Below are 12005 nucleotides of genomic sequence, written 5' to 3'. Positions count from 1 at the left end.
ATGGTGTTCGTCCTGACAGCTGGAGTGAGGGGCGAGCGATGAGCGTGGCGGAGGAGACGCCCGGCGGCGAGGACATGCCGTGGGGCGAGGTCACGCCCGAGGCGGCCAGGCGGCTGCTCGTCGCGGCCGTCGAGGCGTTCGCCGAGCGCGGGTACCACGCCACGACGACCCGGGACATCGCGGGCCGGGCCGGCATGAGCCCGGCCGCGCTCTACATCCACTACAAGACCAAGGAAGAGCTGCTCCACCGGATCAGCCGCATCGGTCACGACAGGGCCCTGGAGATCCTCCGGGCCGCCGCCGACGGTGAGGGTACGGCCGGGCAGCGGCTGGCGGACGCCGTACGGTCCTTCGTGCGCTGGCATGCCGAGCGGCACACCACCGCTCGGGTAGTGCAGTACGAACTCGACGCGCTCGCCCCCGAGCACCGCGCGGAGATCGTCGAGCTGCGCCGCGAGTCCGACGCGGCCGTACGCCGGATCATCAACGAGGGTGTGACGGCAGGGGAGTTCGACGTGCCGGACGTGTCCGGCACGACCGTCGCGGTGCTCTCGCTCTGCATCGACGTGTCACGCTGGTTCAACGTGCAGGGCCGTCGGACGCCGGACGAGGTCGGCGCGCTCTACGCCGACCTCGTCCTACGGATGGTCGGCGCTCAGAAGTAGTAGCGCGACACCGACTCGGCGACGCAGACCGGCTTGTCGCCGCCCTCGCGCTCCACCGTCACGGTCGCGGTGACCTGCACACCGCCGCCCGCCTCGACGACGTTCGTCAGCACGGCGGTGGCGCGCAGCCGTGAGCCGACGGGTACGGGAGAGGGGAAGCGCACCTTCTCGGTGCCGTAGTTGATGCCCATCTTCATGCCTTCGACGCGCATGATCTGCGGGACCAGCGTCGGCAGCAGCGACAGCGTCAGATAGCCGTGCGCGATGGTCTTCCCGAACGGCCCGGTGGCCGCGCGCTCCGCGTCCACGTGGATCCACTGGTGATCGCCGGTCGCGTCGGCGAACAGGTCGATCCGCTTCTGCTCGATCTCCAGCCAGTCGCTGTGCCCCAGCTGCTCGCCGACTCCGGCGCTCAGCTCCTCGGCGGAGGTGAAGATCCTCGGCTCGGCCATGTCCCTGCTCCCTGTCTCTCACCCGGCTTGACGCTCGTTGCTCGTCGCACATCTAAGCGACTGCTTAGTCTGGCTGGGTGGTGAGGGCTCTGTCAACGGTTCGGAAGGGTCGAGCAGTAGGGTTCGAGGAGTGCCGCAGATTCCAGAGAAGATCCACGAACTCACCGTCGGCCAGCTGTCCGCGCGCAGCGGCGCCGCCGTGTCCGCCCTGCACTTCTACGAGTCCAAGGGACTGATCAGCAGCCGCCGTACCAGCGGCAACCAGCGCCGCTTCGGTCGCGACATCCTGCGCCGCGTCGCCTTCATCCGGGCCGCGCAGCGCGTCGGGATCCCGCTCGCGACCATCCGCAACGCGCTCGCCGAGCTCCCCGAGGAGCGCACCCCCACCAACGAGGACTGGGCGCGGCTCTCGGCGGCGTGGCGCACGGAGCTGGACGAGCGGATCAAGCAGCTCGGACGGCTGCGCGACCATCTGACGGACTGCATCGGGTGCGGATGCCTGTCGCTGAAGAACTGCGTGCTGTCCAACCCCGACGACGTCATCGGCGAGCAGATGGCGGGCTCGCGGCTGCTGCCCGAACGCCGGGAGGATTAGACCCCACCGCCGGGGCCGGCGGGCCCTCCTCGGGCGCAGGGGCGATCCCCTCGATGCCGGAGCGCCGGACCGGTCCTCCTCCGCCCCGGAGCGCCGGACCGTCCCGGAAGGGCCACCGCGGCCAGAGGGGACGGCCGGCGGTCCCGCGCATGCGGAGAGGGGCCCGCCACCCCCGTGGACGGGCCCCTCGGTTCCGGCGGGGCGGATCACTCGTACTCGGTGCCGCCCTTGCGGGTCAGATAGGCCGGGCTGACCGCCTTGGCGATGGCGCGGCCGCCGACCACCGGGCTGTACCGCTCCGTCACCGGGCGGATCACGACGCCCTCCCGCAGGTGCAGCTCCCGCCCGGAGACGGTCTCCCGGCCGCTCGCCACCTCCAGCACCCGCTCCAGGTGGTACGGCCCGGTGTACAGCCTTGGTACGAGCGGCAGTTCGCCGGGCTCCAGGACCTCGGCCGGGTCCAGCCAGCGCACTTGGCCGTCGATCTCGGCCGACACGTCGAAGACGGCGTAACCGATGCCTTCGCTGCGGGCGTTCGCGCCGTAACCGAGGTCCTGCACGCCGGCCCCGTACACCTCGCCGAACAGCCCGACCCGGCCGGCGCCGAGGCGAGCGGCGAGCCGCGCCGCGACCGCCTTCACGTCATGGCCGTGGACCGCGCGCCAGTACAGATTGCGCGGGTCCTCCTGGAGGGCGAGTCCCTTGGCCCCGAAACCCTTCGAGGAGACCCGCAGCCGGTCGTCCTCGACGACGTAGGTCGCCAGGCACGCCGTACCGTGCAGCTTCTCCGTCAGGACCACCGGCTCGCCGGGCTCGAAGATGTCCGGATACCGCTGAAGGTTCTCGATGTCGACCCACGGCAGCAGATCCGGCGCGGACTCGACGTCCCCGCTCATCGTCGTCGGGATCGGCGGCACCCACTTGGTGATGCCGAGGAGTTCGGCGAAGTCGGTTCCCTCGGTGACCGCCGCGGCCAGGTCGACATCCGCGAGCGCCTTGGGCCGGCACACGATCCCCTGCGACAACTCGCCCCGCAGCCGCACCGCCTTGACCCGGTCCGACGCCTTTCCGGCCAGCCGTCCGGTCAGCCCCAGCTCGTCGACGAGCGCGACGGGGAGCACCGCCTGCTCCGGGATGTAGACCGCGACCTCGCCGGTGCGGTACGCGCCCTTGGCGACGACGGCTCGGTAGAGGCCGACCTGGGCCAGTTCGAGGGCGTCGGCGTTGGGGTGGTCATGGACGGTCAGGGTTTCGGCGGTGACGCGCAGTGTCGACATGTCGGTTCTCCGGCAACTCAGGGGCAGGCGTGTGGCGTTCTCATCGCCGGACACTGTGCCCGTGCGAATACCCCCTGGGCCAGCGGTTTTCGTCCTGGTAGCCTCCCGCCCCCGCGGATGGCGCTACTCCTCCGAGAGCGCCGCCGAGACCAGCTGGGCGTTGTCCCGGGCAAGGCTTCCGTCCGGCAGGAACAGGGTGTCCTCCAGACCGACACGCGACGCCAGGCCGAGGCGGCGGGCCAGCCGCAGGACCGGCCACGCGCCGGCGTCCGTGCCGTGGAGGAGGATCGGGAGGCCGTGGGCCTCGCCCACCTCGGCGAGCAGCGCCCGGGCGGCCGTGACCGGGTCGGGGCCGTGGACCTCCGCCAGGACGCGCAGCACTCGGGGAGCCAGGGGCGAACCGAGGAAGCGCTCAGGACCGTTCGTACCCGGCCGCAGGCCCGCCTCCACGCCGACGCCCCGCTCCAGGAGCACGGCCGCCAGTTCCTCCGCGCCCGGCTCGTGCCAGCGCACCGAGGCGTGGTCGGGGAGGACCGTCCAGGCGCGGACGCGCTCCACTCGCCGTACCGGATCGGGCTCCTCCGCCACGCCGGTCGTCACCCCCACCGGAACGTCCACGGCCGCGCGGATCGCCGTCAGGGTCTGCGCCAGCACCCGGGGCGAGAGCGTCTCCCCGCCGCACGGAGTCCTGGGGTGCACATGAACGTCCGTCGCCCCGGCCGCGACCGCCCGTGCCGCCGCTTCCGCCATCGCGGCCGGCGACATCGGCACGGCCGCCGAATCCCCCGGACCGCGGCCCCCGTTCAGACAGACCTGCATCACGCCACGGAAGCAAGCCGTGGAACCGTGTCCCGCGCCCGTGCCAGCGCGCCCGCCGTCAGCACCGCCCGCGGCACCACGACCCCGCAGTCACCGCACACCGGACCGAACCACGGCTCGTCGTCCAGATCCGGCCGCCACTCGATCCGGGGCCCCGCGCACACCGGGCAGCGCTCCCCGGGCGCGGACTGCAGCGCGGTGATCAGCCGCCGCAGCACCTCGGCCAGCGGCTCCGAGGGATGCAGCGCCGGATCGTCGCACCGCGCGACCCCGTTCCCGCCCCAGGTCCGCAGGTGCCAGTCGTCCAGCGCGCCGGGCCGCCGCAGCCCGCCGTGCTTCTCGCGCCGCCGCCGCGCCGCGAACTCCTCCTCGTACGCGAGCCACACCGCCCGCGCCTCCTCCAGCTCCTCCAGAGCGGCCACCAGCCGCCCAGGATCGAGCTCCCGATCCTCGGGGCCGAACCTGTGCCTGCGGCACAGATGGTCCCAGGTCGCGCGGTGCCCGTACGGGGCGAACCGCTCCAGGCACTTGCGCAGCGAGTACCTCCGCAGCGCCGTATCACTCCCGGGATCGCGCACCTGTCTCGCAAGACTCCGGAAACCCGCCATCGCTCGCACCTCCGTCGGTGGTACTTCGGCGTCAAGGACGTTATGGAATGGACGAACGACTGCCCGTTCGTGTTCCATCGAAAATTCGATGGGGGCCATCAGAGGCGCTCGGGGGAGCTCTGTTGCGGGACGTCGTACTGGGGCTCGCGGAGAATCCGGCGTTGCCGGAGCTGCTGTTCCGTGACGATCCTCACTCTCGGGCGGACACGGCTCAGGCCGCGAGGGCGTCGGTCGGCCGGGTGCAGCCGGACGCCGTCGAGGCCTGCCGGTGATGGGTGTCCGCGGAGCCGGTCACCGCCTCCCGATCCGGCCCGCCGACGCCACCAGCCGGGCCAGCTCCGCGTGGCAGATGTCGCTGTGCTCCCCGACCACCTCGGCCGTGTCGACGCTCACGCATCCCGTCGCGGGGACTCCGTCGCGCAGCGCCTTCGCCAGGGACAGCGAGGGGGTGCCCGGGACCGCCTGGACGCCGTCGTGGCCGATCGCCCACCAGCGCTTGTCGCCGGCGAGCAGCGAGTCGGCGTCGCGGGCCAGCCGGGAGGCCAGGGGGTAGATCACGCGCAGCGCGGTGTCGTGGCGGGAGTAGCAGGCGACCACGGGGCCGTCGACGCGGCGCTGGAGATCCCGCAGCGCACCGCCCCTGCCCGGGTCGTGCGGGAGGCGGGCCGCGAACGCGTAGTGGGAGAAGGCCCCTTGGAGGAGCGTCACCGAGGCCACGTTACGGACGTCGGCGGGCAGGCCGCGCAGGGCGAACGAGACGAGCCGCGCGCCCATGCTGTGGCCGACGAGATGGATCCGCAGCCCGGGGGAGGAGCGGGCCAGTTCGCCGAGCAAGGGACCGAGGCCCCGCTCGCCGACCGTGCCGGAGCGGCGCTTCATCGTGTAGTACGTGGCCTGCCGCAGGGCCTCCCGCGCGCCCTTCCAGTACCGCGTCAGTCTGCCCCCGAACGCCTCGCGCGGGGTCGGGAGGCTCCCCGGCCCCGCCGCCTCCTCCAGCGCGTCGGCGAACATCGCGCAGACGGCCACCGGGTCCGCGAGCAGGAAGTCCGGCACCTCGGGGTCGTCCCTGGTGAAGCCCTGTGAGCCGTTCGTGTCGGTCAACTGCCTCAGCAGCTCCCCGAACTCGGTCAGCGCCGCCTCGTCGTCCGGCTGCTCCCGCAGCAGCGTGGCCAGCCGTGCGACCACAGTCTCCTTGCCCGGGTGCACGGCCGCCACGGACTCGAAGTCGGGGATCGGTTCGTCCGAGAACATCATCGACGGCCACACCACCCCCACGTAGCCCACCGGCGCATCCGGCCTCAGGGCCTCCGGAAACGGCGCGAAGAACGCCGAGTACAACCGGGTGGCCACGGAACGGGTGTTGTTCCACCCGTGGGCGAACATCACCAGATCCGTGACGCCTCGGGCGGCCAGCGCCGCGAGCGCCTCGTGCTGCCGGGCCGCCCCGTCGCCGTCCTTGTCGAAGGTGATCTCCCGGTACGGCTCCACACTCATTCCGGCCATGCTCTGCCCGTCCCTCCGCGTCGAGGAAGTGCTGAGGAAGTTCCTGAGGAAACTGCTGGGGATGTTCTTCCCGCGACAGCATCCTGCGCGCACGGAGGGACGGCCAGGTTTTCAGCGCAGACGCGCCGCGGAGACCTCGGGGAAGTGGACGAGCAGGTCGTACGCCGTGGCCAGGCGGACCGGTGAGCGGTTGCCCTCCCACGGGTACGCGGTGCCGATCAGCCAGGCCGGGCGGTGCACGCTCAGCCAGTCGCGGGCGGCGGGCGTCGCGGTGCGCAGGTCCAGGTAGAAGGGGCGCGGCGACACCCGGTCCAGGGTCTCCGCGCTGCTGTCCGCTCCCGGCCGGCCGACCGTGAACCTACGGATCGGCTCGCCCGGTGCCTCGGTGTCATGGGCGTTGAACGAGCCCCGCCCGAAGGAGGCGCCCATGCTCACGTAGTCCTTGCCGAGCGCGTCCCGCAGGAAGGATCCCTGGAGGCGCGGGTACTGGTCCGGCTTGGTCGTCTCGTAGCCGACGTGGTTGTTGTGCGCGGACAGCACGATCCGGTCGCCGGTCGCCCGCTGCCACCACACGGTGTTCTCGGCCATGATCCGGTCCCGGTAGAGCATCGCGTCGGCGACGCCCGTGGCGCTCCCCGCGTCGTGCGCCATCTCCGTGCCGACCTGCGCGATCGCGCGGGCGTGCTGGACCGTCCACAGATGCGCCTCGCGGTCCCGGCCGGGCTTCTGCGCCTCCAGAAGGGCGAGGGCGCGGTTCACGTCCGCGGCCATCCGCCGGCGCTCCTCCAGCGGCTTGGCGAGATACCCGTTCATCCAGGTGTCGACGTCACCGACCGGCCGTGAGGCCCGGTACAGCTCCTGGACGCGCGGCACGAGCCGCGGGTGGGTGCGGGCCACGTAGCCCGTGACCTTGTCGAAGAGCTGCGGTCCCGCGTAGCCGAGGTCATTGCCCATGAACCGCACCTGGTGGCCGGGGTGGCGCAGATTGTGCTGCCGCATCCAGGTGATCAGGTCGAGGTACTCCTCGGTGTTCCAGAAGCGGTAGGCGTTCTGGAACTCGTCGTCCAGGATCTGCCGCGGGTCGCCCTTGCCGAAGCGTACGTAGTCGTCGATCAGCAGACCCGTCGACCAGTTGGCCTCCAGGGCGAAGGTCGTGAAGCCCTGCTTCTCCACCAGGTGCTCGAAGATCCGGTGCTTGGTCTCGAAGAACTCGGAGGAGCTGTGGGTCGCCTCCCCGATCCCGAGGACCTTGGCCGAGCCGATCATCCGTTCCAGCGGCCGCAGGTCCTCCAGGGGCCGAGCGGTGCGGGCGAGTTCGCGGGCGGGGTCCGGGGCGGGCGTGGTGTCCGCGCTCGCGGCGGGGGCGAGGGCGGCGAGGCAGAGCGCCACGACCGCCCCCACCAGCGGTAACCGATGTCGCGTCAACGTCTTCATGGATCAAGCTTGTCGACGGCCGGCCTTCGGTGGCCAACCTGCCCGCACCAATGATCATGCGGGGGTTTGCCCCACCTGTCAGCGGTAGAGCAGGTACTCCTTCCGCACGGCACGGAAGGCGGCAAGGTCCGCGGCCCACGCACCCACCACCTCGTCCGTGTCCGCGCCCGCGTCGATCAGGGTCCGCACGCGTGTCGAGCCCGTCAGCTTGTCGATCCAGTTGTCCGGTCGCCAGGCGAAGCCGCTCCACGAACGCTTCGCGCTGATCAGCAGCCCGATCCCGGTCCGTACGGGGTCGAAGGCCGCCCGGTCGTGCACCTGGACCTGCACCCCGCCGACCGTCTTCCCCTGGAACTTGGAGAAGGTCGGTGCGAAGTACGCCTCGCGGAAGCGCACTCCGGGCAGCCCCAGGACGTTCGCCGCCTCCGCCCACCGCCGGTCGACGCCCTCCGCGCCGAGCAGCTCGAAGGGGCGGGTGGTGCCGCGCCCTTCGGAGAGGTTGGTGCCCTCGAAGAGGCAGGTGCCGGAGTAGACGAGCGCGGTGTCGGGCGTGGGCATGTTGGGGCTCGGCGGCACCCACGGCAGCCCGGTGGCATCGAAGAAGTCGCGGCGCTTCCAGCCCGACATCTGTACGGTCTCCAGCTCCACCGGCCGCGCCAGGAACTCCCCGTTGAACAGCAGGGCCAGCTCCGACACCGTCATCCCGTGCGCCTGCGCGATCGGTTCGCGCCCCACGAAGGTGGCGAAGGCGCGGTCGAGGACCGGACCGAGGGCCGCCCTTCCGGTGACCGGATTCGGCCGGTCCAGGACGACGAACCGTTTCCCCGCCAGCGCGGCCGCCGCCATGCAGTCGTAGAGCGTCCAGATGTACGTGTAGAAGCGCGCGCCCGCGTCCTGGATGTCGAAGACGACGGTGTCCACGCCCGAGGTGGTGAAGACGTCCGCCAGCGGCTGCCCGCTCTTGAGGTACGTGTCGTAGACGGGAAGCCCGGTCGCCGGGTCGTCGTAGCGGCCCTCCGAGCCGCCCGCCTGCGCCGTGCCCCGGAAGCCGTGCTCGGGGCCGAAGACGGCCACCAGGTCGACGCGGTCGTCCGCATGCATGACGTCGACGATGTGGCGCACGTCCGAGGTGATGCCGGTCGGGTTGGTGACGACACCCACCTTCTGCCCGGCGAGCGGGGCGTACCCGTCGGCGGCCAGCCGCTCGAAACCGGTGCGGACCCGGTTGCCGCCGCTGTGCGCGACGGCCACCGGGGCGGCCGCGGCCCCCAGCCCGACCGCGCCGCCGGCGGCGAGCAGACCGCGTCTCGACAGGCCCGACGGGTTCGACCGGCTCGACGGGTTCGACGGGCTCGACAGGCTCATGCGGAAACCTCCTTGATCGCCTTCCCTGACATGGGCCCGCACGCTAGCGCTCCTGACGGCCCCAGGGAACGAGGCGTGCGCCAGAGGTCTTCCCCTGCAACATACCGACTGGTTAGTCTGCTGGGACTGTCACAACGGAGAGGCGGGTCTCGATGAGTACGGTGCAGGGCGCTGGAGTGGTCGTCACGGGCGCGGGCGGCGGTATCGGAGCCGCACTGGCCCGCCGGTTCGCCGCCGAGGGTGCCCGGGTCGTCGTCAACGACCTCGACCCCGACCGCACCAAGGCCGTCGCCGAGGAGATCGGCGCCACGGCCGTCCCGGGCGATGCCTCGGAGATCGTCGAGGAGGCCCGCGAGGCCCTCGGCGGCACCGGCTCCATCGACGTATGGTGCGCCAATGCCGGACTCGCCTCGCCCGGTGACGCCTTCGCCGACGAGGCCGTCTGGGCCGCCGCCTGGGACGTCAACGTCATGGCACACGTCCGCGCGGCCCGCGCGCTGCTGCCCGACTGGCTGGAGCGCGGCACCGGCCGCTTCGTCTCCACGGTCTCCGCCGCCGGCCTGCTGACCATGGTGGGAGCCGCTCCGTACAGCGTCTCCAAGCACGGCGCGTACGCCTTCGCCGAATGGCTCTCCCTCACCTACCGCCACCGCGGGATCAAGGTCCACGCGATCTGCCCGCAGGGCGTGCGTACGGACATGCTCACCGCCGCCGGTTCGGCGGGCGAACTGGTCCTGGCCCCCACCGCCATCGAGCCCGAGGACGTCGCCGACTCCCTCTTCGACGCCATCGAGGCCGACCGCTTCCTGGTCCTCCCGCACCCCGAGGTCGCCGAGTTCTACCGGGCCAGGGCGGCCGACCCCGAGCGATGGCTCGGCAACATGAACCACATCCAGCGGAAGTGGGAAGGGGCCGGCGCATGACCTCGACCGAGTCGCTCTACGCGGCCAAGCCCTGGCTCGACCGGCTCACCGAGGTCCAGCGGGCGCCCATCGCCCCGCCGCCCACCGTGCTCCACGCCTTCCGGGCCTCCGCCGCACGGGTCCCGGAGAGCCCGGCCCTCGCCTACTTCGACGGCCGCCTCACCTACCGTGAGACCGACGCGCTCTCCGACTCGGTCGCCGGACACCTCGTCGCACACGGCCTGGAGCCGGGCGACCGGGTCGCGATCATGCTCCAGAACAGCCCGCACTTCGTCCTCGCCCTGCTCGGCGCCTGGAAGGCCGGCGCCACGGTCGTCCCGCTCAACCCGATGTACAAGTCGGCCGAGGTCGGGCACGCCCTGCGGGACTCCGGCGCCACCGCCCTGATCTGTTCGGACCGGGCCTGGGAGGCGTATCTGCGGGACACCGCCGCCGACTCCTCCGTACGGATCACGCTCACCGCCTGCGAACGCGAGCTCCAGACCCGCGACGACCCCCGCGTCCTCGCCTTCGAGCCCGTGCCCACCGAGGTGGACGACCTGCTGACCGTCGCCCGCGCCGGTCACCCCGCCCCCGCCGACCGTGAACTCGCAGCCGACGACGTGGCCCTGATCAGCTATACCTCCGGCACCAGCGGCACCCCCAAGGGCGCGCTCAACCTGCACCACGGCATCAGCTACAACGCCGAGCGCCAGCGCACCGGGCACCCGATACCGGAGGGCGCCGGCTACTTCGCGCTCGCCCCGCTCTTCCACATCACCGGCCTGGTCTGCGAACTCGCCGCCTGCTTCGGCAACGCCGGCACCCTCGTCCTCGCCTACCGCTTCGACGCCGGCGTCGTCCTCGACGCCTTCCTGGAGCACCGACCCGCGTACACGGTCGGCCCCTCCACGGCCTTCATGGCGCTCGGCGCCCACCCGGGCGCGACCCGCGATCACTTCTCCTCGTTCCTGATCATCTCCTCGGGCGGCGCGCCGGTACCCCCGGCCCTGGTGGAGAAGTTCCGTGCGGGCTTCGGCCCGTACATCCGCAACGGCTACGGCCTCACCGAGTGCACCGCCCCCTGCGCCGCCGTACCGCCCGAGCTGGAGGCCCCCGTCGACCCCGCCTCCGGCACCCTCTCGGTCGGCGTCCCCGGTCCCGACACCGTCGTCCGCATCCTCGACGAGACCGGAGCCGAGGTGCCCTTCGGCGAGCCGGGCGAGATAGCGGTACGCGGCCCCCAGGTCGTGCCGGGCTACTGGGGGCTCCCGGAGGCCACCGAGCAGACCTTCCCCGACGGGGAGCTGCGGACCGGCGACATCGGCTTCATGGACGCGGACGGCTGGCTCTATGTCGTCGACCGCAAGAAGGACATGATCAACGCCTCCGGCTTCAAGGTCTGGCCCCGGGAGGTGGAGGACGTCCTCTACACCCACCCGGCCGTCCGTGAGGCCGCCGTCGTCGGCGTCCCCGACGCCTACCGGGGCGAGACGGTGAAGGCGTACGTGAGCCTGCGCCCGGGCGCCGCCGCCGAGCCCGCGGAACTCTCCGCGTACTGCGAGCAGCGGCTGGCCGCGTACAAGTATCCGCGCGAGGTCGAGATCCTGCCGGAGCTGCCGAAAACGACAAGTGGGAAGATCCTGAGGCGGGAACTCCGTTCCCCCAGTACATGACGATCACAAGGGAAAGGCGGCGGCGCATGGCCAGGACGACGGACGGGAGCGGTACCCCCGTCCCCCAGAGGCTGCTGGCCGCCGCCACCCGGCTCTTCGCGGAGCGTGGCTACGACCGCACCTCCGTCCAGGAGATCGTGGAGGCGGCGGGCGTCACCAAGGGCGCGCTCTACCACTACTTCGGCTCCAAGGAGGACCTCCTCCAGGAGGTCTACTCCCGGGTGCTGCGGCTCCAGCAGGAGCGACTCGACGCCTTCGCGAACGCGGACGCCCCGGTCGAGCAGCGGCTGCGGGACGCCGCGGCCGACGTCGTGGTCACCACGATCGAGAACCTCGACGACGCCTCGATCTTCTTCCGCTCGATGCACCACCTCAGCCCGGAGAAGAACAAGCAGGTGCGCGCCGAGCGGCGGCACTACCACGAGCGGTTCCGGGCCCTGATCGAGGAGGGCCAGCAGGCCGGGGTGTTCTCCGTGGCGACCCCCGCCGACCTGGTCGTGGACTACCACTTCGGCTCGGTCCACCACCTGTCCACCTGGTACCGCCCGGACGGACCCCTCACCCCTCAGCAGGTCGCCGACCAGCTCGCCGACCTGCTGCTGCGGGCGCTGCGACCGTAACGCTCCGGCACGACCGAGGGCGCCCCGGGGGGGTGCCCCCCCGGGGCCCCCGCCGGGTGACACGGAATACAGAAGCAACCAGGGGAGTA

12 protein-coding genes are annotated in these 12005 nt (G+C 71.9%); 5 read left to right on the top strand and 7 right to left on the bottom strand.

The features are described from left to right. Positions 1-38 precede the first annotated feature (38 nt). Complete coding sequence (locus ACFQ7Q_RS20150) at positions 39-665, top strand: TetR/AcrR family transcriptional regulator (RefSeq protein WP_383556905.1); 627 nt, start codon at positions 39-41, stop codon at positions 663-665. Here the strand turns inward: ACFQ7Q_RS20150 and ACFQ7Q_RS20145 are convergent. Next, positions 656-1117, bottom strand: a complete 462-nt coding sequence (locus ACFQ7Q_RS20145; protein ID WP_383556902.1) for a MaoC family dehydratase — start codon at positions 1115-1117, stop codon at positions 656-658. The genes ACFQ7Q_RS20150 and ACFQ7Q_RS20145 overlap by 10 nt on opposite strands. A gap of 130 nt (positions 1118-1247) precedes the next feature. Between ACFQ7Q_RS20145 and soxR the strand changes: the two genes are divergently transcribed. Continuing rightward, positions 1248-1712, top strand: a complete 465-nt coding sequence (soxR, locus tag ACFQ7Q_RS20140) for a redox-sensitive transcriptional activator SoxR (protein ID WP_383556899.1) — start codon at positions 1248-1250, stop codon at positions 1710-1712. 206 nt (positions 1713-1918) lie between these two features. Here soxR and ACFQ7Q_RS20135 read toward each other — a convergent pair whose 3' ends face one another. From ACFQ7Q_RS20135 to ACFQ7Q_RS20110, 6 genes are all read right to left on the bottom strand, one after another. Further along, positions 1919-2989 (bottom strand): RNA ligase (ATP), encoded by a 1071-nt coding sequence (locus ACFQ7Q_RS20135; RefSeq protein WP_383556897.1) that lies wholly within the window; start codon positions 2987-2989, stop codon positions 1919-1921. 123 nt (positions 2990-3112) lie between these two features. Next, positions 3113-3811: a 3-keto-5-aminohexanoate cleavage protein gene (locus ACFQ7Q_RS20130; protein WP_383556895.1), complete on the bottom strand. Its 699-nt coding sequence runs from the start codon at positions 3809-3811 to the stop codon at positions 3113-3115. Beyond that, positions 3808-4416: a hypothetical protein gene (locus tag ACFQ7Q_RS20125; RefSeq protein WP_383556892.1), complete on the bottom strand. Its 609-nt coding sequence runs from the start codon at positions 4414-4416 to the stop codon at positions 3808-3810. The genes ACFQ7Q_RS20130 and ACFQ7Q_RS20125 overlap by 4 nt, the downstream gene beginning before the upstream one ends. Positions 4417-4707: 291 nt before the next feature. Continuing rightward, positions 4708-5919, bottom strand: coding sequence for an alpha/beta hydrolase (locus ACFQ7Q_RS20120; RefSeq protein ID WP_383556889.1), 1212 nt, complete (start codon positions 5917-5919; stop codon positions 4708-4710). A 111-nt stretch (positions 5920-6030) separates the two neighbouring features. Then, a complete protein-coding gene (locus ACFQ7Q_RS20115) occupies positions 6031-7353 on the bottom strand; it encodes an erythromycin esterase family protein (protein ID WP_383556886.1) in 1323 nt (440 codons plus the stop codon). Positions 7354-7431: 78 nt separating this feature from the next. Continuing rightward, entirely contained in the window at positions 7432-8718 is a 1287-nt protein-coding gene (locus ACFQ7Q_RS20110) for an exo-beta-N-acetylmuramidase NamZ domain-containing protein (RefSeq protein WP_383556883.1), read from the bottom strand. Between the two features lie 152 nt (positions 8719-8870). Between ACFQ7Q_RS20110 and ACFQ7Q_RS20105 the strand changes: the two genes are divergently transcribed. Genes ACFQ7Q_RS20105 through ACFQ7Q_RS20095 form a run of 3 tightly spaced genes read left to right on the top strand, consistent with a single transcriptional unit; the run spans position 8871 to position 11916 of the window. Further along, positions 8871-9641, top strand: coding sequence for an SDR family oxidoreductase (locus tag ACFQ7Q_RS20105; RefSeq protein WP_383556881.1), 771 nt, complete (start codon positions 8871-8873; stop codon positions 9639-9641). After that, positions 9638-11296 carry an AMP-binding protein gene (locus tag ACFQ7Q_RS20100; RefSeq protein WP_383556879.1) on the top strand — a complete coding sequence of 553 codons (1659 nt, stop codon included), beginning with the start codon at positions 9638-9640 and terminating at the stop codon, positions 11294-11296. The genes ACFQ7Q_RS20105 and ACFQ7Q_RS20100 overlap by 4 nt, the downstream gene beginning before the upstream one ends. 26 nt (positions 11297-11322) lie before the next feature. Then, complete coding sequence (locus tag ACFQ7Q_RS20095; RefSeq protein ID WP_329122456.1) at positions 11323-11916, top strand: TetR/AcrR family transcriptional regulator; 594 nt, start codon at positions 11323-11325, stop codon at positions 11914-11916. Positions 11917-12005: the final 89 nt, after the last annotated feature.

This window comes from Streptomyces sp. NPDC056527 (assembly GCF_042794475.1).
Classification (GTDB): domain Bacteria; phylum Actinomycetota; class Actinomycetes; order Streptomycetales; family Streptomycetaceae; genus Streptomyces.
Note: the sequence above shows the minus strand (reverse complement) of the source record. Positions and strands in the feature narration are given on the sequence as shown.